The 25,281-nt window shown below is 45.1% G+C and carries 26 protein-coding genes; 9 read left to right on the plus strand and 17 right to left on the minus strand.

Features of this window, described 5'->3' with window-relative positions; genetic code table 11:
• Positions 1-44: 44 nt before the first annotated feature.
• Together PP178_RS11740 and PP178_RS11745 are read left to right on the plus strand one after the other, a co-directional pair.
• The gene (locus PP178_RS11740) at positions 45-794 is read left to right on the plus strand and encodes a DUF3891 family protein (protein ID WP_272594539.1); all 750 of its coding nucleotides are present in this window, start codon (positions 45-47) and stop codon (positions 792-794) included.
• 18 nt (positions 795-812) lie between these two features.
• Positions 813-2,633 (plus strand): FAD/NAD(P)-binding protein, encoded by a 1,821-nt coding sequence (locus PP178_RS11745; RefSeq protein WP_272594540.1) that lies wholly within the window; start codon positions 813-815, stop codon positions 2,631-2,633.
• Between the two features lie 62 nt (positions 2,634-2,695).
• Here PP178_RS11745 and PP178_RS11750 read toward each other — a convergent pair whose 3' ends face one another.
• Both PP178_RS11750 and PP178_RS11755 read right to left on the minus strand, forming a co-directional pair.
• Positions 2,696-3,160, minus strand: a complete 465-nt coding sequence (locus PP178_RS11750) for an OsmC family protein (protein WP_272594541.1) — start codon at positions 3,158-3,160, stop codon at positions 2,696-2,698.
• Positions 3,161-3,173: 13 nt separating this feature from the next.
• A complete protein-coding gene (locus tag PP178_RS11755; RefSeq protein WP_272594542.1) occupies positions 3,174-4,511 on the minus strand; it encodes a GntP family permease in 1,338 nt (445 codons plus the stop codon).
• 297 nt (positions 4,512-4,808) lie between these two features.
• Here PP178_RS11755 and trxB point away from each other — a divergent pair, with 297 nt between their 5' ends.
• A complete protein-coding gene (trxB, locus tag PP178_RS11760) occupies positions 4,809-5,774 on the plus strand; it encodes a thioredoxin-disulfide reductase (protein ID WP_272594543.1) in 966 nt (321 codons plus the stop codon).
• Between the two features lie 68 nt (positions 5,775-5,842).
• Here the strand turns inward: trxB and PP178_RS11765 are convergent, their stop codons facing one another.
• From PP178_RS11765 to PP178_RS11795, 7 genes are all read right to left on the minus strand, one after another.
• Positions 5,843-6,286, minus strand: a complete 444-nt coding sequence (locus PP178_RS11765; protein ID WP_272594544.1) for a hypothetical protein — start codon at positions 6,284-6,286, stop codon at positions 5,843-5,845.
• 114 nt (positions 6,287-6,400) lie between these two features.
• Positions 6,401-7,450: an aminotransferase class I/II-fold pyridoxal phosphate-dependent enzyme gene (locus tag PP178_RS11770; protein WP_272594545.1), complete on the minus strand. Its 1,050-nt coding sequence runs from the start codon at positions 7,448-7,450 to the stop codon at positions 6,401-6,403.
• A complete protein-coding gene (locus tag PP178_RS11775; RefSeq protein WP_272594546.1) occupies positions 7,447-8,460 on the minus strand; it encodes a dipeptide epimerase in 1,014 nt (337 codons plus the stop codon). The genes PP178_RS11770 and PP178_RS11775 overlap by 4 nt, the downstream gene beginning before the upstream one ends.
• Positions 8,461-8,568: 108 nt before the next feature.
• Complete coding sequence (locus tag PP178_RS11780; RefSeq protein ID WP_272594547.1) at positions 8,569-9,291, minus strand: head GIN domain-containing protein; 723 nt, start codon at positions 9,289-9,291, stop codon at positions 8,569-8,571.
• 153 nt (positions 9,292-9,444) lie between these two features.
• Complete coding sequence (locus PP178_RS11785; protein WP_272594548.1) at positions 9,445-11,169, minus strand: PspC domain-containing protein; 1,725 nt, start codon at positions 11,167-11,169, stop codon at positions 9,445-9,447.
• Between the two features lie 2 nt (positions 11,170-11,171).
• Positions 11,172-11,507: a PadR family transcriptional regulator gene (locus tag PP178_RS11790; RefSeq protein WP_272594549.1), complete on the minus strand. Its 336-nt coding sequence runs from the start codon at positions 11,505-11,507 to the stop codon at positions 11,172-11,174.
• Between the two features lie 142 nt (positions 11,508-11,649).
• The gene (locus tag PP178_RS11795; protein WP_272594550.1) at positions 11,650-12,126 is read right to left on the minus strand and encodes a DUF4870 domain-containing protein; all 477 of its coding nucleotides are present in this window, start codon (positions 12,124-12,126) and stop codon (positions 11,650-11,652) included.
• A 146-nt stretch (positions 12,127-12,272) separates the two neighbouring features.
• On the opposite strand from PP178_RS11795, the gene PP178_RS11800 reads away from it, so the two are divergent.
• From PP178_RS11800 to PP178_RS11810, 3 genes are all read left to right on the plus strand, one after another.
• Positions 12,273-12,725, plus strand: a complete 453-nt coding sequence (locus PP178_RS11800; protein WP_272594551.1) for a DUF4442 domain-containing protein — start codon at positions 12,273-12,275, stop codon at positions 12,723-12,725.
• 68 nt (positions 12,726-12,793) lie between these two features.
• Complete coding sequence (locus PP178_RS11805; RefSeq protein ID WP_272594552.1) at positions 12,794-13,594, plus strand: TIGR00266 family protein; 801 nt, start codon at positions 12,794-12,796, stop codon at positions 13,592-13,594.
• 29 nt (positions 13,595-13,623) lie between these two features.
• A complete protein-coding gene (locus tag PP178_RS11810) occupies positions 13,624-14,208 on the plus strand; it encodes an NUDIX domain-containing protein (protein WP_272594553.1) in 585 nt (194 codons plus the stop codon).
• 36 nt (positions 14,209-14,244) lie between these two features.
• Here PP178_RS11810 and PP178_RS11815 read toward each other — a convergent pair whose 3' ends face one another.
• The gene (locus PP178_RS11815; RefSeq protein WP_272594554.1) at positions 14,245-15,528 is read right to left on the minus strand and encodes a D-alanyl-D-alanine carboxypeptidase/D-alanyl-D-alanine-endopeptidase; all 1,284 of its coding nucleotides are present in this window, start codon (positions 15,526-15,528) and stop codon (positions 14,245-14,247) included.
• Between the two features lie 135 nt (positions 15,529-15,663).
• On the opposite strand from PP178_RS11815, the gene PP178_RS11820 reads away from it, so the two are divergent.
• Positions 15,664-15,861 (plus strand): hypothetical protein, encoded by a 198-nt coding sequence (locus PP178_RS11820; protein ID WP_272594555.1) that lies wholly within the window; start codon positions 15,664-15,666, stop codon positions 15,859-15,861.
• 29 nt (positions 15,862-15,890) lie between these two features.
• On the opposite strand, the gene PP178_RS11825 is transcribed toward PP178_RS11820, so the two are convergent.
• Positions 15,891-16,832 (minus strand): LysR substrate-binding domain-containing protein, encoded by a 942-nt coding sequence (locus tag PP178_RS11825; protein ID WP_272594556.1) that lies wholly within the window; start codon positions 16,830-16,832, stop codon positions 15,891-15,893.
• 97 nt (positions 16,833-16,929) lie between these two features.
• Here PP178_RS11825 and PP178_RS11830 point away from each other — a divergent pair, with 97 nt between their 5' ends.
• On the plus strand, positions 16,930-17,409 hold the full coding sequence (locus PP178_RS11830) for a Dps family protein (protein ID WP_272594557.1): 480 nt from the start codon (positions 16,930-16,932) through the stop codon (positions 17,407-17,409).
• 101 nt (positions 17,410-17,510) lie between these two features.
• Here the strand turns inward: PP178_RS11830 and PP178_RS11835 are convergent, their stop codons facing one another.
• The gene (locus PP178_RS11835) at positions 17,511-17,981 is read right to left on the minus strand and encodes a hypothetical protein (protein ID WP_272594558.1); all 471 of its coding nucleotides are present in this window, start codon (positions 17,979-17,981) and stop codon (positions 17,511-17,513) included.
• A gap of 508 nt (positions 17,982-18,489) precedes the next feature.
• Here PP178_RS11835 and PP178_RS11840 point away from each other — a divergent pair.
• Positions 18,490-20,106 carry a PorP/SprF family type IX secretion system membrane protein gene (locus tag PP178_RS11840; RefSeq protein WP_272594559.1) on the plus strand — a complete coding sequence of 539 codons (1,617 nt, stop codon included), beginning with the start codon at positions 18,490-18,492 and terminating at the stop codon, positions 20,104-20,106.
• A 102-nt stretch (positions 20,107-20,208) separates the two neighbouring features.
• Here PP178_RS11840 and PP178_RS11845 read toward each other — a convergent pair whose 3' ends face one another.
• From PP178_RS11845 to PP178_RS11865, 5 genes are all read right to left on the minus strand, one after another.
• A complete protein-coding gene (locus tag PP178_RS11845; RefSeq protein WP_272594560.1) occupies positions 20,209-20,586 on the minus strand; it encodes a hypothetical protein in 378 nt (125 codons plus the stop codon).
• A 124-nt stretch (positions 20,587-20,710) separates the two neighbouring features.
• Positions 20,711-22,732 (minus strand): S9 family peptidase, encoded by a 2,022-nt coding sequence (locus PP178_RS11850; protein ID WP_272594561.1) that lies wholly within the window; start codon positions 22,730-22,732, stop codon positions 20,711-20,713.
• A gap of 170 nt (positions 22,733-22,902) precedes the next feature.
• A complete protein-coding gene (locus tag PP178_RS11855) occupies positions 22,903-23,670 on the minus strand; it encodes a hypothetical protein (RefSeq protein ID WP_272594562.1) in 768 nt (255 codons plus the stop codon).
• Positions 23,671-23,692: 22 nt separating this feature from the next.
• Complete coding sequence (locus PP178_RS11860; RefSeq protein WP_272594563.1) at positions 23,693-24,748, minus strand: methyltransferase; 1,056 nt, start codon at positions 24,746-24,748, stop codon at positions 23,693-23,695.
• A gap of 14 nt (positions 24,749-24,762) precedes the next feature.
• A complete protein-coding gene (locus tag PP178_RS11865; RefSeq protein ID WP_272594564.1) occupies positions 24,763-25,281 on the minus strand; it encodes a nuclear transport factor 2 family protein in 519 nt (172 codons plus the stop codon).

A 25,281-nucleotide genomic window follows, 5' to 3' on the forward strand; every position in this document is an offset into this window, starting at 1 on the left:
AATCCCGTGCCTGTTCTAATATTGTATAACGATACCTGGAGATCATGATAGTGAATCATCTTTTGGAAGGCTGGGAAGTTATCTCTCACTATACCCATGGCTTATTAGCCGGCAAAATAGCTATGCAGGTAAAGCCTTCATCCAGGCCTGCCTATTGGGAAGATGTGCTTACTGCTATCATTGAGCATGATGACTACCTGTTAGATTTTGATAAAAAGAATTACCTCACAGATATCGGTACCCCCATGGATTTCACCCAGGATAAACGATCTGATTCGGATGCCCTGGCCCATGCTGAACTTGTATATGAAAATGCAGCCCAGAAATCACAAATGGTGGCATTGCTGATTGGAGCTCATCTCGAATTCCTTTATGGTGATAAGAAAGCCGGACACAAAGGCTTTAAGAGCTTTTTCAATATGGTATTGACCGAGAGAAAGAAACAATTAAAATTATACGGTTGGAGCAAAGATAATCTCGAGGAGGCCTATGGGTTGATGCGATTTTGTGACCGCGCTTCCCTGATTCTCTGCCAGCGTCAGCTGCCTGCCCGGGACCGGAAACTGGAGATCAATAAAGGCCTGGAACATCATCGGTACTTTATTCATGGCGAGCCCGGGCAGGTGAGTATTGAACCCTGGCCTTTCCGGGAGTCCAGGTTCGAATTGCACTATGAGACCAGGCTTCTTCAGAAGGCATCCTTCAGATCTAACAAACAGTTAGCAAAAGCGGTAGAAAAAGCTCCGATCAAATTAGAGTCTGTGGTTTTTGAAGCGGCTGATAGGCAGGGCTGATATTAATATTCTTCAAATATGAATAGATCCATAAAAGTAGGTGTTATCGGCAGTGGTGCCACTGCCTTATTTTTCCTTAAACACGTTTCGGATCAACTGGAGGTATTCAGGGATATTCTCCTTGAAATCACCATTTTTGAGAAGGAGGACAAGATGGCCATGGGGATGCCCTACAACCCCAGGACTACAGATATCCATAATTTATCCAATATTTCTTCTGACGAAATACCTGCGCTTCCCGAAACTTTTGGAAATTGGCTTAGAAGGCAGGACAAGCAGACTCTGCAGGCATTGAATATAAATGACCGGGATATTGATGATTCCAAGGTATACAGCCGCCTGGCCCTGGGGTATTATCTGCACGCCCAATACGGTAAATTGACTTTTAAAATAAACTCAGGAGGTGTGGCTGTTCGCGAAATGAACAATACCATGGTGACAGACATCGTATATGACACTGACCGATCTATGGTAAAGGTAGTTGACGACAGGGGGGAAGTCTATGATTTTTCTAAAGTGATCATTGCCACAGGTCATGCCTGGAAAGAAGGTGATAATCCACCCGCCGGCTATTATGCCTCTCCATGGCCCATTCAGAAAATTATTCCGCCAAAAGATACTTATCACAACTTCACTATCGGAACCCTGGGTGCCTCCCTGAGTGCTTTTGACGTAGTAAGCTCCCTGGCCCACAGGCATGGTACGTTTGCAGAGACTAATGGGGAGCTAAAATTCACCCGTGCGAAAAGAGCAAAGGATTTCAAGATTCAAATGCACTCGGCCGAAGGCTGGCTACCCCACCTTCAGTACCTACAGGAAAACCCCATGCGGGAGATCTATCGTCATACGGATAGGCAAACAGTACTATCGCTAGTAGACGATGAGGGATATTTAAGTTTAGAAACTTTCTTCCAGGAAGTTTGTAAGCCTGCCTTGAAATCGGCATTTCAGAAAGACAAAAAGGAATATTTAATTGATTCTTTGGATAATCCCGGGTTTGGTATAGTGGATTTCGTGGAAAAACTATCGGGAGAACACGAATATGTGGATTCTTTTGATGGGATGAAACAGGAACTGGTAATGGCTGAAGCATTCCAGGCAAACAATCGTCCGGTGCATTGGAAAGAAACGCTCGATGACCTGATGTACTGCCTGAATTTCCATGCAGAACTGTTACCGGCGGAAGATCACCTGCTATTGCAAAAGAAAATCATGCCTTTTTTATTGAATGTTATAGCTGCTCTGCCCTTACCATCGGCCAGAATTCTACTGGCTTTGCACCAGGCCGGCTGTATCGAGATGATACCCGGGAAGGTACAGATGTCGGATGATCATGCTAAAAGAAGTAACACGAAAATTATCCTGGAGAAGGAGGATGGTGATAAAGAGGAACTGGAATACCGGCTATTCATCAATTGTGCAGGGCAGGACCTTGTAGAACTGGAAGAATTTCCTTTCCCCGGACTGCTAAAAGCTAAGCATGTTCGAAAAGCCAGGGCGAATTTTAGAACAGCTAAAAGTCCGCATAAGGATTTTGAAAAAAAGGTGAGGGATAAGGTATTTGAAGAAAGGGGAAAACTTAGTTACGAAATCGGGGGCATCGACATAGATCCGACGTATCGTATCCTAGCCGAAGATGGTAAACCAATTGATGCTATCTGTGACATAGCGTTTTCCCATGCCCTTGGAATCAGGCCGTATTCCTATGGACTGCAGGCTTGTAATGCCACAAGTAAGATTATGGTTACTGCATGGGCAGAGGACCTACAAAAGGACAGGCCCGGTACGGGGGGAAGCCGGGAGATGACCAAACTCTACGAAAGCACTGATGATCTGTAAGCCGCCTGGGTTTTTAAATCAGGACGCACGTTACTTGGCATCAATAGATTTAGTAAGCTTGCTTACTCGACCAATATTCGGGGCTGTCCCTTTACAGGAAAATTACAGGAGTTGGCAATAAAGCAATACTGATGCGCTTTTTGATGAAGATCTAATGCTGCTTCCTTCATGTTATTTTCGGAAACTCTTACTAACGGTTTCAGTAATACTCCTGTAAATCTGCCGCTTCCGGTGCTATCCACCGCCAGGGTTCCCTCGGCACGGTCAGAATACTCCGTCACTTTAATTCCCGCCTCGGAACAGAAGTGCAGGTACCAGAGCATATGGCATGCGGATAATGAGGCCAGGAAGAGTTCTTCAGGATTATACTTAGTAACATCTCCGCGGAATGCCGGGTCTGCTGATCCCAACAGCACGGGTTTTCCCTCAGCTTCTATGGTATGGTCCCGTCCATAGCCGGTATAGGTACTGGTACCGCTCCCTGTATTCCCCGTCCATACGATTTTTAAATTGTAATGATGTCTCATAGAATCAGGCGCACTAAAAAATAAATGTTGCAGCAAAAATGAGCAGGGCGGCAAAACACCCAACCAGGAAGGTTCCTAATGTGTAAACTTTATACCCCGTTCTGATATCGATACCGGAAAACTGGGTTAAGATCCAGAACCCACTGTCATTTGCATGAGAAACCACCATGGCCCCTGCACCGATGGCTGAAACAATAAGCGCTTTATCCAAGGCGGTTTCAATCCCCATGGTCTGCAATAAAGGAGCTACTATTGATGCCGTTGTAATCAGGGCCACAGTAGAGGATCCCTGGGCAGATTTTATCGCAGCACAAAGCAAAAATGGCAACCAGATCCCGAGATTGGCACTGGCAAGCGAATCGGCCAGGATAGCTGCAATCCCGCTATTTTGTAAAATAGTTCCAAAAATTCCTCCTGCCCCCGTGATCAGGATGATGTTAGATGCATCCCCAAGTGATTTCCCTACCCATCCTGTGGTAGAAAGAATCTCCTTGTCCCATTTCCTGGGCAGGGTAAAGGCCAGGAACATCCCGATGATCAAGGCGATAACAGGTGAACCTATAAAAGAGACGAGCTGCACCCAGCCGGTATCAGGCGCTGTTTTGCCGAAATTGAAATCGACCAATGATTTCCCTACAATAAGAATTATAGGGATAAGTATAGGTAAGAAAGAACGGAATGCAGACGGGGCAGTTTTCATCTTTTCCCTGATAAATTCTTCTGTCACGTCCGGGTTAGGATCTATGTAGAATTTAGAAGCATATTTTTTACAATAAATGATAGCAAGGATCAGGGAGAGTGATCCTACCACTAGACCGACCAGCATAACCAGGCCTACATCTGCATCAAGAATTCCCGCTGCGGCAATAGGTCCCGGGGTTGGGGGCACCAATACATGGGTAATCATTAACCCCAGCATTAGAGCCACGGCAGTCCCTACAATAGATAGGCCTGCTTTCTTGCTGAGGCTTTTATTAAGTGGGTTAAGTATTATAAAGCCGCTATCTGCGAAAACAGGTATAGAAACTATAAACCCGACTATTCCCATGGCCTCGTGAACTCTTTTCCTGCCAATAAGGCCTAACACCTTTTCAGCTAGTTTAAAAGCGCCCCCCGAATGCTCCAGGAAAGCCCCTATGATTACTCCCAAAATGATGACCACGCCAATCTTTCCAAGGGTAGTGCCAAAACCGTCATTTATGGATTGAACGATGGTGTCCAGGTTCATTCCTGAAAATAATGCGAAAAATAAGGCTGCTCCTAAGAGGGCAAGAAAAGGATGAACATTGAGTTTTGCCGTCAGTATGATAATAATGATCACACTGAGCAACAGCAATAGAATTGGGATCATGAAGCTGGTTTTAAAGTTTAGTGGTCAAACGCACCCCCTGGTTAAAGGGGGAGATTGCGGTATTCAAGGTATTATCTTTGTCCCAGTTCACAAAACAACTCTTCTTATTAATTGTAAAACGGTGATTTATAAGCTTGAATTTCAAGGGGGTTAAGGTGTTTTCTGACGTCGATTAAAGGAGTCAATTACCCAATGGATTCCATTATAGAACTATCATAGTTTTTGATATCTTTGACCCCGGACTTTAGGGAGAAAGCCCTAATTTTACGATCTATTAATAAAGAGAAGAACTGGATCATGACAGAGAAAAGAGAACGATTAAAGACATTGATATTAGGATCAGGTCCTGCCGGTTATACTGCAGCCATATATGCTGCCCGAGCAGATATGAAACCTGTTATGTACACCGGTATGGAGCCGGGTGGTCAATTGACTACCACCACTGAGGTAGATAACTTTCCTGGCTACCCTGATGGTGTAGATGGTCCCAGTATGATGATAGATTTTCAAAAGCAAGCCGAACGTTTTGGTACAGAGGTGCGAATCGGAATGGCGACTGCAGTAAAATTCAGCGAAGAAGAAGGTGGTATTCACGAAGTGACCATTGATAATGACAAGGTAATTGAGGCTGAGGTAGTGATTATATCTACCGGGGCTTCTGCAAAATACCTGAACCTTCCAAGTGAACAAAGACTGAGAGGTGGGGGAGTTTCTGCGTGTGCTGTTTGTGATGGATTCTTTTATAAAGGCCAGGATGTGGCGATCGTAGGAGGTGGTGATACTGCAGCTGAAGAAGCAACTTACCTTGCCAATATCTGCAACAAGGTGACTATGTTGGTGAGAAAAGATCATATGAGGGCATCAAAAGCCATGCAGCATAGGGTCAACTCTGCAGAAAATATAGATCTGCGATACAATACAGAAGTTGATGAGATCCTAGGAGAACAAGTAGTGGAAGGATTAAGGATGGTGAATAACCAGACTGGGGAAAAAGAAGAGATCGCAATTACGGGATTTTTCGTGGCTATAGGCCACAAACCAAATACCGACATTTTTAAAGGACAGTTAGAGATGGACCCAACTGGTTATATCATCACCAAGGGGAAATCGACCAAAACCAACAAACCAGGGGTTTTTGCCAGTGGGGATGTACAGGATAAAGAATACCGCCAGGCGGTAACAGCTGCCGGAACCGGGTGTATGGCTGCCCTGGATGCCGAACGTTACCTGGCAGCGATCAAAGCACCGCAAGAAGTGAACTAAGGCCATTTGTTTGGTATGATAAAATAAAAAACCCGGGACTTTCCCGGGTTTTTTATATTGAACTCAACCTAATCGATCCTGACATAATTCTCAGAGAAGGTCCTGTTTCCGTCTTCATCATAGGAAATCTGGCTGTAAGTACTGTCTGTGAGAACAAGCTCGAACCTGAAGTTGCGTAAGGTCTGCAATGCCCTCATCATACTGTAATCTCCATATTCGATATCCTCAATTAATTCCTTGTCTGTAATATGGTAACGGCCATAGCCAAACCTTCCAACGGTATCGTTCGGGTCCGTCCTGGACCACATCACTTTTCCATTGTAATACATCTTAACCTGCCGGTATCCATCGATGAGTTTTACGGTATCCACTTTATCTCCATCGTAATTGTAAAAGGTAACTTGTTCCCAGGTGCCCTCCATGGTATGCATTGCATCCGGTTTTGATGTGCTGATGGTTGCTGCGGAGATTAAAATCAGCATCAAAAAAACTAATAACAGAAATTTTTTCATAGGAAAGGGTTTTATTGGTTACGCATTGATATGATAAAAGTTACGATTTTTTTTTAAAAGATTAACAGGATTATTCCAGTTGCTTTGAAAAATCGTTAATGTATTATACCCTTTTTACTTATAGTGTTTTTGAAGACAAACAGCGAGTTTTTCTAAATCGCCAATCCGATGGTTGGCATTGATCACCATCCTGCCAGTGTATTCACTGCCCGAACCTGCATAGTTAAAATCGGTCACAAGGATTTCATTCCGGTAGAGATATTCTGTAAGAGATTTATCCTTGAAAGCAAAGACAGGGTGAGCCGGTAGTCGTTGGAATAGATCATCGGGTAGCGAAAGGGACTCAAAATAGGTGAGTAACTGCTGCAACTTATTATATTGCTCCCTATAGAGACCGGTAGAACTCATGAGGGTAGCCAGGTAAGCCGGTGGCACGGGACTTGCCCCTGAAAAAAAAGTAGTGTTCCTGAGACTTGTTATTCGATCCAGGTTTCCGAGAATAATACCACCGGGAATACCCATGGCCTTATTCAGCGAGGCACAGACGATTAGTTCCCAGGGGTTCAGAGCTGTTGCCGCCTTATACATACCTGATCCCTCTGTTCCCAAGACCCCTAGGCCATGTGAATCATCAAGGACCAATATGATCTTATCCAGGGGTAACTGTTGCAGGTATGGAAAATCAGGGTACCCGGCTCCTGTAAGATCCATGGTATCCATAAAGAGCACGGGCGGCTCTTCATATCCCTGGCCTACAAACCTATTTAATGCCCTCAATAGTTCTTCCCATGTACTAAAAGCTTTTTCAGACCCTTGGTGCATGGCAGAATGCGATCCCGGTGCATAAAAGAATGAATGACCGCCTTCTTGTAAGAGCGTACTGAGCATCTGCCCGGCAAGGTATCCTGAAGACAAAGTCAGGGATCTTTCACTGCCTGTCCAGGAAGCCAGGTAGGTTTCCGCTTCCTCGTAAAGTTCTAAACGGAAATTACTATGCCTGGAAGATCCATAACTGCTGCCATAATAGTCCAGATTTGATTTAAGCGTTTCCTTGAACCCCGTGAGGTAAGGTATGCCCAGGTAAGATGTACCCCCAAAATACAGGTACGGATGCTTCTTGATATAGGCCAGACGACCATCTATATGATCAACATGAAAATTCATGACCATAAGGTTACCCCTGTACCCGGCTTGTCCGGGTAAATCACCTTTCCGCTGTTGGCGATGCTCACCCCATGGGCTATATCCTCTGCCAGGAGCATAGCACCATCCATATCCACATAATCTAATTGTGGTAATAACTGGGCTACAGCGGAAATACCGACAGTAGATTCTGTCATACATCCTACCATAACCTTGAGCCCTAATTCTTTCCCCCGCTTTATCATACGAAGTGCCGGTGTTAGGCCACCGCATTTAACGAGTTTTATGTTAATTCCGTGGAAATGCAGTCCGCACTTTTCTACATCCTGCTCCAGGATGCAACTTTCATCCGCAATTACGGGTAATACGCTGTAATGCATTACTTTTTCCATCCCTTCCCAATCCCTGGCATCCAGAGGCTGTTCCAGGAACTCTACACCAAGCTCTTTTAATACAGGGGCATTACTTATGGTTTCCTTGGCGGTCCAGGCACCATTGGCATCTATGCGAAAAACTGCATCAGTATGTTTCCGTAATTCACGAACTATGGCCACATCATCCGCGGTGCCCAGTTTTATCTTGTACAGTGGCCAGGGCTTTTCTTTCATCTTGGCTACCATGGTATCTATGCTGTCTATCCCGATGGTGTAATTGGTAAGGGGGTATTGAGAAGGATCTGTCCCCCAGAGACTGTAAAGCGGTTCACCTTTGATCTTCCCATAGAGGTCATGGGCGGCAACATCCAGGGCACAGCGTGAAAAATTGCTGATCGGGAGTTCCGTAAGAAAAGCGTGAAAGGCTTCCGGGTACTCAAATTGGTAAGAGCAGATCGTCTCCCTCTGGGCTTCTATCTCTGCCGTCATTTGCGCTACGGTAGCATGGTAGTAAGCGTTGGCCGTGGCCTCCCCGTATCCCGTGTGCCCATCTTTGCTCAGGGACACGATCATGGTGTCCTGGTGGTTAATAGATTCTCGGGATATACTAAAGGTATGTTTAAGCGGTAGTTTGTAAGTAGCTATTGATAATTGCACAGGCGTATGATTCTCTTTATACACTAAGATACGCAATGAATCAAGATAGAAAAGAAAATCCCGGGTGAGTTGCCCGGGAAGTTCTGGTTGGTCAAAAACAAATGGATTTCAGTCTTTAGAGATATTCCCGGATATAGATTTATTCTTGTGTACGGCTGCTTCCCCGCTGTACCGGATGTTGGCTCCGGAGCTGGCGTCTGCCGTCAGGTCATCAGTGACATTGACGTGAACATTAGAACCGCTGCTGGCATCTGCATTACATCTTTTAGTGCGTAAGTCTGATGCCCTGACATTTGCACCACTGCTACTGTCTACGTGCAACATATTGGCTTCCCCTTTAAGATTAACCATTGCCCCGCTGCTGCTGTCCAGGTCTATTTCATCCGCATAAAGCTCCAATTCCAGGTCCGCACCACTGCTGGCGTCAACATTTATCTGTTCGCCTTTGATCGCTTCACTGCTCACTAGGGTAGCTCCGCTGGAACCCCGTAAAGCTGTAACTGAAGGTAGGGAAACGTAAACTTTTTTCGTAGCCCTTCCTATATTTTCAATGGCGTGGATCTTTAACTCACCTTTCCTGATATCTGTACCGATCAGGTCAATGATATTCTCGTCACCTTCTACAGTAATTTCAAAATCTTCTGCCTGGGTAACATAAACGTCTATTCCTTCCGAAGCCTGTATCTCTGTAAAGGGTTCGGTAATTTCTCTCCTGTCCTCAACGATATTGCCATTCCCGCTTTTGCCCTCTGCGAAGCTGATGTCAAAACCACAGGAACAAGCAAATAAGGCTAATAATAAACCGAGGGTAATTCTTGCTAGTGTTGTCATGTTAGTTGTTTTAATATTTTATGGTTATCAGGTATATCCGTCGGCTTAAAACTCACCTCCGGTCCGGCGAAACTAAATTCGCACACTTCTTTATTATTTCACAAGGCCATAGACCCAGTTGTTAAATCCGGGGTCTGAATTGCAAGACCAGGATCAATTTGTCCGCATCCGAACCCCTTCTTCATTAATTTTCAATTCAAAACTGTCCGTTTCATCCTCCAATTTGATGTCTATGCCATCCTCGTTTATTTTTATTTTGTTGTTCTCACCATCTTCACGGTCGGCGGGATATTCTTCTTCCGGACAATCCAGGCATTTTAACTCTCCATCGTCATCCATCTGCCAATAGTGCCCTATCATTTTGCTCCGGTAAAAATCCCGATCGTAACGGGTCCCCCGACCAATATGACCCCGGGTGCTGTTATCCAGTTGCAGTATGGTGCCCTCGGGGATATATACCGTGGTGGTGACTTCCTGGTCCCGGACTTTGTTGGAGGGGTCTGTAAGCAGGTGGTCATCCAGTATAAGTAAGTTGCCCATTTGATCATAGGAATACGAAATGGCTTCGGCCCTGCTGCGGGCGTCCGGCACCGAATTACCATCAGCGTCTTTCCTGATATGAATACGGATAATAGAATCTTCTGAAACCTTCAGGTTAAACACTACATCATCCGAATAGAGGAGGGGGTCGCCAGATTCATCAAAAATCATTTTCATCCGGTCTATACCCATACCACGTCCGTCACGATCATACAATTCGTTAACCCTCATGCGAACGATCAGTGTATCCGGGGTACCCATGCTAAACAGATCCTTTTTTATACTGGAGCTACTGCTGAACGCATGGGAGGAAGCTTGTTGTATGCCTAATACCATCAAAGTGATCAGGGAAAGCAGCCATAACCCCAACAAGGTGAATTTTGCGACTCTGCCAATAGAATTCAGGTTATTAACCAGTATTTTCAACCCCAGGTACAGGAGAAAGAAAAAAGGAATTCCAAAAGCCAGGAAGATCATCAGGCTTACCAGCCAGAAGGGCGCAGCGGTAGAATTCATCATGTCAATGAAATCTACTCCGGGTATATGGATGATATCAGCAATCCCTACCGTGAACATACCTATAAAAAGGCCTATCAATGCTGTTGCTCCAATGATGATCAACAGGATCCCGATAAATTTACCGATCACCTTAAAGACGAACAGGATCAGGTCGCCCAAGGAATCAAAAAAAGACCTGGTACCATTTTTAACTTTAGTCCCCACCTTTTCATAATCCACATTTTTAACACGTTCACTCACATCGTCAAAACCCTCCTTTACCTTGCGCTCAATATTGGAGATATTAACCGGTTCTCCGGTCATATCAAGTTTTTGAGAGGTGGTCCTGGCCTCGGGGACCAGGATCCATAACAGTATATAAGCAATAAAGCCAAAGCCGGTGAATACAGCCAGTAATAAGAATAATAAGCGTATCCATAGTTTGTCTATGCCGAGGTAGTATTCCAGCCCGGCACAAACCCCGCCGATGTACTTGCGCTCTGTATCCCTGTAAAGTCGCTTAATTCTTCCGGGTTGCGTTCTTTCTGTCTTAGGAGCATCTTCAAAAATATCTTCATCGACCATGTAATCTTCTGGCTGCCCCATAACCGAGATTACTTGTTCTACCTCTTTCATGGTGATTACCTGCCGGTCCGTTTCCATCTTTTCCTGGAAAAGCTCGGCAATGCGCGCTTCAATGTCAGCGATGATCTCATCGCTTCCGGGAGTACCCGAAAAAGAACGACGGATGGCTTCCAGGTAGTGTTGTAGTTTTATATAAGCTTCTTCATCGATATGAAAAAGAATATTGGCGAGGTTTATATTTACTGTCTTATTCATCGTTAGTTGTTTTTAGTATTTGTTACCAGGTTTACCGCGTTCCTGAGCTCATCCCAGGTGGTATTCAATTCCGTAAGGAATATTTTACCGGTTTCGGTCAGGCCGTAGTATTTCCTGGGTGGGCCGGAGGTTGATTCTTCCCACCGGTAATTGAGGAGGCCGGCATTCTTTAGTCGCGTAAGCAAGGGGTAAATGGTACCCTCAACTACCAGCATTTTGGCATCTTTCAGGGTATCCAGGATTTCTGAAGCATACTTGTCTTCTCCTTCCAGTATGGAAAGGATACAGTACTCCAACACCCCTTTACGCATCTGCGCTTTTGTGTTTTCTATGTTCATAATTTCATGATTCTATAAGTTTGACTGTTCGTTTTTTGATGTTTCATAAGTGCTGGTCAGTACTATTAAGAATAAGGGGTTTGATGAGGACCCCGTGGGTTATTGAATTTTAGGTGTAATCGGTTAATTCATGTCGCAAGATTTATTTAATGAACCTGATGGTTAAAGGGTATTCATATAACTGCCCTTCATGAGTGCGAATCGTCGCGATGATGGTGAATACGATATTGACCAGGCTAAGTCCTAATTGCATCAGGCCTATTAACCCGAGGGGCCACCAGAAGAAACCGTTACTGAATTCAAGATCATCCATGTCAATATCGATACCGCCAAAATTGTTGAACTCGGCCAGGTTCCAGAAACCGAATTCAAATAGTCCCGGCAAGGCTCCGATAGCAAATGGGATCAAAACGATACCCAGTACTACGGAGTACAGGAGCAGGCTGATCTGGAAATTGAGTGCTTGCTTACCGTTGTAATCCACAAATTCATGGTCTTCCTTGTTAGCCAGCCAGATCACCAGAGGGGCGATGATATTCCCAAAAGGGACCAGGTAACGACTGAAGGTCGAGGCGTGCAGTAGAGCCGATAGGTTTCGCTGATGTTTTGTGATGGTCATTGTTAAGGCATATTAGTTTCTTATGCAAATATATATCCAAAAAAAGGTATTATGCAAAACATAGTACTAAATATTAACTTTTTATTAACATCTTAAGCTAAGATATTTTTCAATACATTTAGGCTTCAAACCTTGTAAAATCAGCTATGGACAGCTCTAAAATCAATACTTTTCTTTTTTTTAAACTCCCGGCAGCCTGGTGGTGTGGGGTTCGATTACAGCAGATCGATCAGCAAAGGGCCGTTACCCGGGTACGTCACCGCTGGTTCAACCAGAACCCATTCGGTTCCATGTTTTGGGCCGTGCAGGGCATGGCCGCAGAACTCAGTACAGGGGTGCTGGTGATGCAGGCCATAGAGGACAGTAAGCAGGGAATTTCCATGTTGGTTGCGAATAATAAAGCCAGTTTCTCCAAAAAAGCTAAGGGCCGAATCACCTTCAGCTGTGAGGACGGTCATCTCGTAGCTCCGGCTGTAGCACGAACACTGGAGAGCGGAGAAGGACAGACCTTCTGGATGCGCTCTGTAGGAAAGGATGAATCCGGCGACATTGTATCCACCTTCGAGTTTGAATGGACCATCCGTGCCCGGAAGAAATAAGGTAAGAAATAAGTGTAACATTTTATATCGCTCATATACCTATTAGCACAACCAAAAACTGATCTAACATGAATGCACATGAAATAGACTACGAGATCCACGGGGAGGAAATGCAATACGTAGAGATTGAACTTGATCCGCGTGAAGCTGTCGTTGCCGAGGCAGGGAGTTTTATGATGATGGAATCCGATATACAGATGGATACCATTTTTGGAGACGGCTCTAACCAGGACCGCGGGGTATTGGGAAAGCTCTTTTCTGCAGGGAAACGTCTGCTTACCGGTGAAAGCCTCTTTATGACGGCATTCCTGAACACAGGCCATCAAAAGCGTAAACTGAGTTTTGCTTCTCCCTACCCGGGAAAAATCATTCCAATAGATCTCTCGGAAAAAGACGGGAAGTTCATATGCCAGAAAGATGCCTTTCTCTGTGCGGCCCAAGGGGTATCCGTAGGCATCGAATTTTCTAAACGACTGGGCCGAGGACTGTTCGGAGGTGAAGGATTTATTATGCAGAAGCTGGAAGGTGACGGGATGGCCTTTGTTCATTCAGGGGGTACTATGGCCCAGAAAGTGCTCGCAGCTGGAGAAGTGCTCAAAGTAGATACCGGTTGTATTATCGGGTTTACGCACACCATTGATTACGACATTACCTTTGTCGGGGGGATTAAAAATACCGTATTTGGTGGTGAAGGCCTGTTCTTCGCAAGCCTGAAAGGACCCGGTACAGTTTATATTCAGTCTCTGCCTTTCAGCAGGCTTGCCAGCCGAATCTGGGCGGCAGCCCCACAAGGCCAGGGCAAGGACAGGGGAGAAGGAAGTATACTCGGTGGCCTGGGCGATATCCTGGACGGGGATAATCGTTTTTGATCAAAATCAACTATATAAAAAATTGACATTTGGAGAAAAATCCTGTACGAAAACTGCGCAAAGACATACTTTCTGACGGCTGGTCCAAGCTAAGCCGGTATACCTATGAATACCTGAAAGAAGACGGGCAGTGGGAAGAACAGAAACGGGAAGTATACGACAGGGGAGATGGGGCTGTCATCCTGCTGTACAATACCGATAAACGCAGCATAATTCTGACCCGTCAATTCCGGATGCCGGTATATGCCAGGGGGAAGGGGGATGGGATGCTGACCGAAGCCTGTGCGGGCGTGCTCGAGGAAAAAGATCCCGAGGCAACCATCATAAGAGAAGTGGAGGAGGAAACCGGTTTTCGGATTACAAAGGTCCATAAGGTACTGGAATCCTATATGTCCCCGGGCTCTGTGACGGAAATTCTCCATTTCTATCTGGGAGCGTATAATGATACCCAGAAAGTGAGTGATGGGGGAGGAGCCGATGCTGAAACAGAACACATACAGGTGCTGGAATATTCTTTTGATGAGGCGCTTTCCATGCTGAACTCGGGCGCGATAAAGGATGCCAAAACGATCATACTGCTACAATACGCCGCTTTAAAGGGGATACTGAATTAGTAACACTCCTGGCCCCTAATCTATACCATAACCTCTTCAGTAAGTATCCCGCAGATAGGCGAACATTGCCTGCATCTCAGATTTCAGCACGGCCGAAGGCACCCTGAAATGATTATTCATATAGCTGAAAATCAATAACTTGCCTGATCGAGTGTAAAGGTATCCACTAAGGCAATAGTTGTTGCCCAGGCTGCCGGTCTTCGCATAGAGGTAAGGAGACTGCCCTGCTCCAAACCAGTCTTGCAGCGTTCCAGAAACTCCACCGGCAGGAAACCAGGAAAGTAATCGCTCCCTGGGTACTTCCCGGTATAATCGGTGTAACACTGCTACCATAGATTCCGGGGTAAAGAGATTATACCTGGAAAGCCCGGAACCATCCACCCAGCGCGGCTTATCCCTGAGCTCATTTAAGTGAACGTTGAGCATTTGTTCGCGTATGAGCTGGGTGTTTACGGTATCTGCGATCGTCAATGATGCAGCGAGTAAAAGCTGCTCCGCGAGGAAATTATCACTCTCCTGCATCATCTGCATCAGGATACTGTCGGTAGGAATACTGTACAATATTTTCCGCTCGTCCAACGGAAAATGCTGTGCCAGGTGAATCTCTTTGCCTAAGGCTTGTCCCAGTAATTTAAGTGTAAGGCTGTCCGATGTTCTAAAGGGAACCAACAGCGTATCAGAGCTATAGTCAGGATAAAAGAAAGTATTCTGATCCTGCAGCCGATTCACCCCTTTATTCTTAGTGGATATATTCTTACGAAAAATTCCAGGAATCACCCTGACCGAATCCTCTTTCCAGATCTGTGCAACGTTCCCATACATTGGAAAACTACTGCGGTCCGGGGAATAATAACTGTCGTAATCTTCCCAGGCCCACCCGGGACCCCAGGGCTGATCCTTCGTCGGCCGCACTACCAGGCTCAGCTTGCCCTGGTGCCGCAGCATTTGCAGTGCTGTGCTGTCCTGGAAATAGGGATGCAACAATGAGGGATCTGCCATGCCGCGGAAATAAAGGGTGTCTCCCTGGGTAGTATATTCCAGGCTAGGCATGTATTCTGGCAGGTAGGTAAGCGCTGCATAGAGTGTGAAAATCTTAGTGTTACTGGCGGGCGTAAAATATTTTCGGGTGTTCTTCTTGTATAGGGTATCCCCCGAAACCGGGTCCAATACAAGGATACCATTAAACATGTTGGCGTATATATTCTCTTCTAAACTAGTATCCCAGTTCTTTTTTATCGCCCTTTGCCTGCTTCCTGCACAAGAAAAAATAAGGAAAGCAAATAAAGTGTAAGCGATTGTTCTTAAGGTGGTTATCAACATTAAGCTGTTAGGTTCTTTTCGTAATTTGACCGAATAATTCTGAAAATTATCCTATTTTTAACTATAAAAAAATAATATTCAATACCTTTTTTTAGTTAAATTTGATCAACAGTCCAACTAAAATTCTGAAATAATATGGCAAGAGCTATGTTGGAGTACACGAAAACCGTACTTCAGAAAGTGAGTTTTGACGCGAAATTATTTGGTAAGGAACTTAAAAAAGCATTAGAAAGATTACTCCCTTACGAAATTGTAGAATTGCGACACTGGTTACAATTATTTATAATAGATAAGCCTCAGCTCCACCAGAGCCTGGCTTACTTAAAAGCTTAAAATACGAAGCCACCCCTGAGGGTGGCTTTTTATTTTTTGTTCAGGGGACTGATGATCTTCACGTCCTGGAAGGCAATTGCACCCCTTACAATACCTGAAATCACATCTCTCAAGGCTTCGGTAATTTGTATTTTGAGCTCGCTTTTGTGGTAAATCAGGCTTACCTCCCTTGCCGGTACCGGTTCGTTGAAATATTTTAGATTAGCTTTCTTAGACTCCCCTAACTCCAGCGTATGCAAATACGGCAATAAGGTCATCCCCATTCCTTCATCAGATAGATTCAATAGGGTTTCAAAACTGCCACTTTCTATGCGGAATTGCCCGTTGTTCTCCTGCCTGTCAGATTTACAGAGGTTGATAATACCATCCCGGAAACAATGGCCGTCCTGTAGCAGGAGGATGTCTTGTAAATCCAGGTCTTTAGGTGATATTTTATCCACAGCACCTAAGCGGTGATTTTCCGGGATATACCCTACAAAAGGCTCATAATACAGTGGCCGTTCCCTGATATATTCGATCTCCAGGGGAGTAGCGGCAATCCCTGCATCCAGGTGGCCATCCTGTATATTCCTGATAAGCTCATCGGTATTCTGTTCTTTGATGATCAACTGCACTTTGGGATACTTGTTAATGAAATTCCTCAGGAACATCGGGAGAAGTGTAGGCATAATAGTAGGAATTACCCCAAGAACGAATTCTCCACCGATAAATCCTTTTTCCTGGTCTACAATATCCTTGATCCTGTTCGCTTCGTTCACAATATTTTTGGCTTGTGCCACGATTTTCTTACCGGCCTCGGTAATGGAAATGGGTTTTTTGCTCCGGTCAAAAATCTGTACGCCCAATTCGTCTTCCAACTTCTGGACCTGCATGCTCAAGGTGGGCTGAGTTACAAAACTTTTTTCAGCGGCAAGGGTGAAATTCTGATATTCGGCAACCGCCAGGACATATTGTAATTGCGTGATGGTCATAAGTGATCATTTAAAGCAATAAAAGTATAAAAACCATCAATGAAACTTATGAGGATTCTAAACAATATTCGATAATTTTATATCAAAATAAGTACATATGAAACTAAATAGTATTGGCTTGGATGAGAAAAAATCCAAGGCCTTAAGCGACGACCTGAATATACTGCTGGCCAATTTTCAGCTCTATTACCAGAACCTGAGGGGTATTCATTGGAACATAAAAGGGAAACGTTTTTTTGACCTTCATCCTAAGTTTGAGGAACTCTACGACGACGCTAACCTGAAAGTTGATGAGATCGCTGAACGTATTCTCACCCTGGGTGCCGTGCCCTATCATACTTTTGAAGATTACTGTGAACATTCTAAAGTACCTGTGGGGAAAAATATCAGTAAAGACGAGGAGGCTATCCGGTTGATCGTGGATTCGCTGAAAGAACTCCTGGTCATTGAACGTAAGATCCTGGATGATTCAGCTGCGGCAGATGATGAAGGAACCAATGCCATGATGAGCGATTTTATCACGGAACAGGAGAAGACCGTCTGGATGATGAAAGCCTGGTTGGCTGAAGACATTTAAAATCACCTGGGGCTTGTTTAAACAAGCGTGTAGCTATAAAAAATAGAAAAAGCCCTGCGGGAACTTCCCGCAGGGCTTTTCTTATGCAAAGCACAATAAAATTAATTCCCTTCGCTCAGGGAGAAACTGCCATCACCTTTAAAGTTGGTGACAATAATAGTAACAGTCCAAATGCCTGCTGATCCGGAAGCTGTGACACCATCGATCGAATCTGGTTCTGTACCACCTTCTATGGTTTTGTCCAGTACTACGACAGCTTGAGAATCTTCAACGATCATTCGGAAACTTCCATCGGTAGTTGCTGTAATATCGGCATTGTAATCGGCAGTGGTCAGGTTATTATTCCACATAAAAGACCGAGTTACCCATCCACCGTTCCCGGTAAAACTGGCATCAATATCCCCATTAAAATCGGAAACGTCCTCTACCAGCACTGTACCGTTTACGGTTACCTTGGCCATGGTGTCATCATCGTCATTACTGCAGGCGATAAATAACATCAAAACAGGGATAAGTAATAGTAATTTAGATATCCTCAGCATTTTATAATTATTAAATAGTTCAAAATTCATAGTCTAATTTTTAGATTGGGGTTTGATTGCCTAACGAGATATATATTATTAAATTGTATATATCGGAGTTATTAAACCCTAATGGTAGGGCCAGATGAGATTTAACCACTGGCATAACAGCTACAAAACGGAATAGAACTTATCCTGAATTGAGAAAGTATATACCTGTCAAATGCAGATTTTGGCAACTTTTAAATCGGTAATACCCGTAATTTTTTCCGGTAAGTCAGTCGTCGATCACGGCCTGTTCTTTGTATGCTGATCGACCTAAAGCACCAGTGTATAGGGGTTTAGCGGTGTGCAGTTGGTCGAATAAATTAGTATATCATCCGAAGAGATTCTACATTAGTCCTTCCCAAAGCCTAAAAACCTACTGACTAATGAAACCATATAATCCCCTGACCGGCATTAACGCAAAACCGGTTTTATAGCCACTTTTTAACGTCTGGATCATCCTTTCGGTCTTCAAAGCCGGAAGCCATCCCGTGTCTCTAAAATCATTTTGCCTATGCCCTTAAAAATTACCCAATCCTTATCTTTACTTGTGCTGGTGGTGCTGCCCTTGACGGGCAGCCACTGCCATGCTCAACAAGAAGAATCTAATCCTTATGTTTCCTACGAGGTGCCGTTCCAGAACTTGTTGAAGTTTAACCGTTTCCTGGTGAATCCAACTTTTTCTACGGTACGTGAGAACAAATCATACCTAAATTTTTTCCATCGTAGCCAGGCGGCCAATTTCCAGGATAACCAACAGGATTATTTCCTGAGTTACAGCGGTCGGATCGATGATCGGAGCGGGCTGGGCTTAAGTGTCTATAACCAGCAAGAGGGGGTAATTACCAATATAGGGGCTATGGCCAATTATGCTTATGGAGTCAGGTTGAGCCAAAAGAATAAGCTCACTTTTGGATTTAACATTCCTTATTACCACAGCAGCTTTGATCGTGGCAGGGCTGTGACTACTGAAGAAGACCCTTTACTGGGGCAACTAGAAGAAAATGCAATCATCGCTTTTCAACCGGGTTTCAACCTTTCAATCGGGCAGTTTGATGTGGGCCTGTTTGCAGAAAATCTTTTGGATTATAACCTGAAATCAGGACAATTAATGACAGCATTCCCCGAAAAAACATTCTCGGGTCATTTACAATATACGTATGAGTTCAGTGCTGCTGACGGTGTGTTCAGCGATGCCCGGCTCTTACCCTTATTAAGAGTGCGGAAAACAGGTCAGGATGTTCTCGATTACGGTGGTGGAATGATATTAGACCTCCCGAGGCTGGGATGGTTGCAAGGCGGCTATGACAGCTTTTTCGGTGCCTCGGTAGGCACCGGTTTTAACCTGAGCAGGAGACTTTCCCTGGGGTATACGATTGAAAAAGGATTGTCAGACAGTGCAGACCACCTGGGAACCACGCACGAGATCTCCCTGGCCTTTTCTTTTATTCCTAATCTTACCGAGAATATGGTATACCAGGAGATCGCGAAAGATACCGGTGCTTTCGTGATGAACGAATCTACCGATGATTCCTATGATCGCCTGTTGGAAAAATATATGGCGCTAGAATCCAAGTACGAGGAGAACAACGCCTTGCTGAATGAATTGATATACCGACAAGACTCTATAGAGATGGCTCGGGTCAGGGATGAGGAAAGAAGATTTGACCTGGTGATGCGATCGGTAAAAAGTGAATTTAAGCCGGTTGAGTCCGTTCCGGAACAAGATGTGGCAGCGGCAACTAAAACAGTTACGACCAAACAGGTCAGAGAAGAAAGCGAAGCATACAGCCGAAAAACCAAATTTGCCGATCCCAGGAAGTTGGTAGTCCGCACCATGCCCGCCATTGACGGAATAAAAAATGGCCATTACGTAGTAGCCAACGTATTCCAGACAGAAAAATACCTGAACCAGTTTATGCGGCAGCTGGAAGAACAAGGACTGGAACCTGCTTACTTTAAAAACCCTGAGAACGGGATGCACTATGTTTACCTGGCACATTACGAAAACGACTTACAGGCCAGGACTGCCTACCTGACCGGAATAGGGGGGAAATACCGGGACCAGACCTGGATCATGCATGTAGAAGATCCCTACGCCAATATGGCGAAACTGGAATTTGAAGATTAAGGAAAAAGGATGCCCTTTTAAAGATGTTAGTTTGATTTGTGCCAAAAGGCCGGAAACAGCGTTCATGATGCCATGGATTGAACGTGATGTTCCGGCTTTTTTTTATGGCCGAATTTCTTCTCCTTTTTTATTTAATATCTCGATTATCCAGTAGATCAGCTGCCCCAGCCCGTTTGCAAAGATGAATAGCAGCACCCAGACCACCAGCATATTATTTCCCTGTAAGTTTGGGTTCTTTGCAGCATGTACAATATAGAAAACCAAGCTGCCAAAAGAGATCAGAACGACCAGGACGATGACGAAGATAAAAAAGGCGATCCCACCCATCAGCAAACCGTGAATTTCATCCATATGCCCATGATCACCTATGTCTCCGCCAATGGCGAGAATAATGAAAAATAAATAACCGAAAATAAGGAGGATAAGAGACAGTAGGGGTGCCAGGGCAAAGAAGCCTTGCCAGAATTTATTGTTCAGCATAATAGTTTGGTTTTCATAAATATAGTAAAAAAGAATAGGTGTCCTCCCGGGTAAGTCGTTGGTATACTCTCCAAGAAAAAAGCCTGCAATGAAGCAGGCTTTTTCCAAATTCAGTTTATGGTGATTATTCTTTTTTATACTTGTCAAACCAGGCAAGGATGGCGGCAACCTTGGCGATCAGCTGGCTGGGTTTACCGGCTATACCATGAGAGGCATCGGGGATACGGACCATGGCACTCTCTACTCCCTGCAACTTGAGGGCCGCGTAGTACTGCTCCGATTCTGCGATGGGGGTCCTGTAATCCTCTTCGCCGGTTAGCAGCATGGTGGGGGTGGTAACATTCCCTACTAAAGAGAGAGGCGAACGCTTCATATAATGTTCAGGATCTTCCCAGGGCTTTGCAGGGAACCAGTACTTACTGAAATAAGCCGGGTTATCCGCATACAAAACAAAACTATACCAATTAATTACCGGTTTGGCCACCACTGCTGCCCTGAAGCGGTCTGTTTTTCCTACGATCCAGGCCGTGAGGACTCCGCCGCCACTTCCTCCTGTTACAAACAACTGTTCCTCATCTACACTGCCCTTGGCTATCACAGCATCTACACCGGATATCAGGTCATCGTAATCATGGTTCGGGTAATCATGGTGAATCAGGTTCCCGAATTCTTCTCCGTAGCTCGTACTTCCCCTGGGGTTGGTATATAGCACCATATACCCCGAGGCTGCAAACAATTGTAACTCCGCGGTGAATTCAGGTCCGTAACTCGCAAAAGGTCCTCCATGAATCTCAAGGATAAGCGGGTATTTTTTGTTTGGATCATAATTTGGGGGGTATATAAGCCAACCCTGGACCTCTCTTTGATCATATGAAGATTTCCAGGTCATCTCTTCCACTTTTCCAAGGTTGCGGTATGCGAAAAGATCGTCGTTAAGCCTGGTGATCCTCCGAGTATTTTTGCCGTTAGAGACGGCGAGATCTGCCGGGTGCTCGCTTCCCCCGAGAGTGTACGCCAATGTTCCATCTTCAGAGACAGAGAAACTTCCGGAACTGTACGGTCTACCTATTGACATTCCGCCAAGATTTTCGGCAACGGTCTTGATCTTACCGCCCAGGGAAATATGCCCGATTTTGGTAATACCGCGGTCTGTATACTGGAAATAAAGGCCTTTGCCATCGTCCGCCCACTGGATATCCTCGATATCCCGGTCAAAATCTGCAGTAAGCAGTTCCGGTTCTCCGCCTTCGGTACTCATGGCGTACAGCTGGCTGAGTTGATACCCCTGGTACCGGTCGTCATAGCCGGTAAAGGCGATGGTCTTACCGTCCGGAGACAGGGCAGGAGAGCGGTCTGGTCCTTTCCTGCTGGTAATAGCTTTTATACTTCCATCGATAAGTGATATTTCATAGATTTCACTGTTTAGGGGTTCTTCTTCATGTTCTTCGTGCAAATTTGCTGAGAAGTAGAGTTTGGAACCGTCTTTTGACCATACCGGGCTCCCGTGATCGAATTCGGAATCCGTCAATTGCCGCGGCGCTCCCCCGTCTGTAGAGATCACAAAGATCTGCTCATTACCGCCTTTAAGATAACCCTGGCCATCGCCACGGTAGTTCATCTCGTCGATATATTTAGGGGAATCTGCCCAGCTGGCGCCTTCAGGTTTCTCGGGCATGGTGATGATCGATTTTGATTTTTTTGGGACAAACATGGTAAAGGCTAGTTGTTTGTCATCATAGGACCAGCTGACGCCCGATGCGCTCCTCGGAGGATTTATTAGCGTATGTATCTCGCGGGTGTCTAACCACATGAGGTAGAGTTTGGTCTTGTCATCCTTCATATTGGAACGGAAGACGATCTTTTTACCATCGTGAGACCAACGGGGTGCAAAATCGCGTTGATTACCGGTGGTCAATGGTCTATTCTGGCTGCCGTCAGCATTCACCATCCAAAGATTGGACAGGTTCTTATCGGTCATAACGTCTTTAAAGTTCCTGACGTAAATGATTCGTTCTCCATCCGGTGAAATCTGGGGATCTGACACGTATTCAAGATCAAAGATGTCTAGGAGCTCCATAGGGCTCTTTTGTTGTGACCATCCAAATTGAGTGACGGCCAGGAAAAGGAGCAGGTAAATTTTTTTCATGTTCAGGTTTTTGAATTCCTGCCTAAGATATTAAACATATCAGAAAAGGGAAGCAATGGATTAGCGCTATTTGTACGCATAAATTACCAATGCCCCGGGATTCCCGGGGCATTGGCTTCCTCCCTCAGCAGGAAGGCAAAGGAAGGTTGGATAGTTACAATATATACTGTTTATTCCTGTCTGTCTACTGCACTGACGGTAGAACCAAGGCCGCTCAGATCCTTGCGAAAAACCCATAATTCTTCGTGAGTCCCGTCCATTACGGATTCAGCCTCTTTCATGAATTTCATAAAACTACCTTCACCGTGAACGGCTTCAAAATCCTGTGGAAAAGTATCCGGCCTTGACATATAATTCATATTCCCGAAAAAATCTACCCATGCAAGGTCTTGCCCTTCTAGGTTGGACAGCTCATTGATATATACCCCGTAAGGATCATCCGGGTATTTTTCCATGTAGAGCTTCTGTACCTTTTTAACCATTTCTATGGCCTCCATCCATTTAAAAGGTTTAACGTCCATCACGAAGACGAGCAAATTATCAATCTCAAAATCGGCCGGGAAATTGGAGTATTCCGGGTGAAAACGCCAGTGATCAACACGGCCTTCCGCTTCGGCATAGGGAGCTACCTTCTGGTTCCAGTGGTCGTTGTGCTCTTTTTCGGGTTGTATAGGGGTATCCATGGCAGACCATGTAGTTGGTCCCATCACCCACATGTATTTCCCGGCATTCTTACCGCTGGAAATCCAGTACACCCTTGCGCCGTTACCGCCTTGGGAATGGTATTTTTTATTGTGTTCTGCAAGCCCCTGTTCTAACTGCATAATTTTATCGGGCAGCGGTGTCAGTCGCAGGTTAGTAATCACCGGGTAATCGGTTGCGCTTTGAGTGAAGACCATCAACGGCCCCAGGAATAAGAGATATAGTATTCTTTTCATGATCAGTGTTTTTTATTAGTATTTATTTATAAGCAATGGCGGCACTACTTGGACCGGTTAATGGAATCAAAGATGTTTTCTGGAAACCGGCTTCCCTCGCCCAGCGGCCAAAATCCTCTTCGGTGTAATCTGCACCATCCTTGGTTTCGATCAGCATATTAAGAGACATCAGCAATCCAAAACTATTCTTGCGGCGTTGATTGTCAATAATATTTTCAATAGCTACAAATGCTCCGCCTTCCGGCAAGGCATCATAGGCTTTCTGGATCAGTAGTTTTTTATCTGCCACTCCCCAGTCGTGCAGGATATTTCCCATGGTAATGACATCTGCCTTAGGAAAATCATCTTTAAAGAAATCCCCTGATCGGACTTCAACTCTTGGCAGGCAATCTATCCTTTCCATATTTTCCTTCGCGATCCGGGCTACTTTGGGCAGGTCAAAAGTGATACACTTCATGTGAGGATGCTGTATAGCGACCTGGGCAGATAAAAACCCGCCGGCGCCCCCGATATCACAGAAGGTGGTATAATTGGAAAAATCAAAACGATTACAGAATGCCATAAAGTTGCCCATCTGGAATCCTCCCATGGCGCTGACAAATTCGCGTAAGCGATTTTCATCCTCGTAGAGTACTTCAACTAATGGTTTTTCACCTTGTGCCGTTTCATTCTGCGGGTCCCCGGTTTTTAAGGCCTGTTCCAGGTGAACCCAGAAAGGATAAAGCCGGTTGTTAGCCATCTCGAGCATCCCGCCAATATAACTTCGTTTGTGCTTATCCAGGAAGGCCTCTGTATCCGGAGTGTTGCTATATAGCGCGTGCTCTTTTAATCCTTCCCTTTCCAGGAAGCCCATGGATACCAAGGCGTCCAGGAAATCATAGACCGCCCTGGGGTGCAGCTGTAGCTTCTTCTGTATCTTATGGGCCGGGACCTTACCTTTAGACAGGTAAGTGAAAAGTTCAAGTTTTACTGCAGTGAGCAGGACCTTGGAGGCCCAGAAGGCCATCCCGGTCTCCATGATTTTTGCCGGGTTAGGAGCCGGGCTCGTTTCCGGTTTTTTTCTAGTGAGTACTTTCATCAGAGCTGCAGCATTTATGGGTTCATTTCTTCTTGCTCCATAGCTTTCATACTTTGAATCTGGTTCATGACCATCATTATAGGTGCACTGTCATAGAAGGCATGCTCTTCCACAATCTTCCCGTCTTTAAATTCGAGCGTTACGTGTACAGGCACCACCACGCTGGTGTCCTTATCCTTGAAGGTAGCTTCCCAATTGCCCCAGAAGTTTACCCATCTCTCGTCCTTATCATCAATGATCATTTCATAATACTGATCCTTATCCTGGAATCCATAAGACTGGTAAATCGCAGTGCCCTGTTCAAAACTGCTGACAAAGTCAGAGGGGGTGATGGCAGTGGTACTGTTGTGGTAGATTTTTGCGGTATCGGCATAATGTCCTTTCATAGCCTGCCAGTCGCCTTTCTCATAATCTTCGATCAGGGCTTTAGCTTGATCTATTTCTGAAGAGGACGAAAAATAACGATCCGCTTTTTCTTCTTTGCAACCCCATAGCAGGAGAAGCGATAATAATAAGACACTTAGAGTTTTCAT

This window comes from Zeaxanthinibacter sp. PT1 (genome assembly GCF_028464225.1).
GTDB lineage: Bacteria > Bacteroidota > Bacteroidia > Flavobacteriales > Flavobacteriaceae > Zeaxanthinibacter.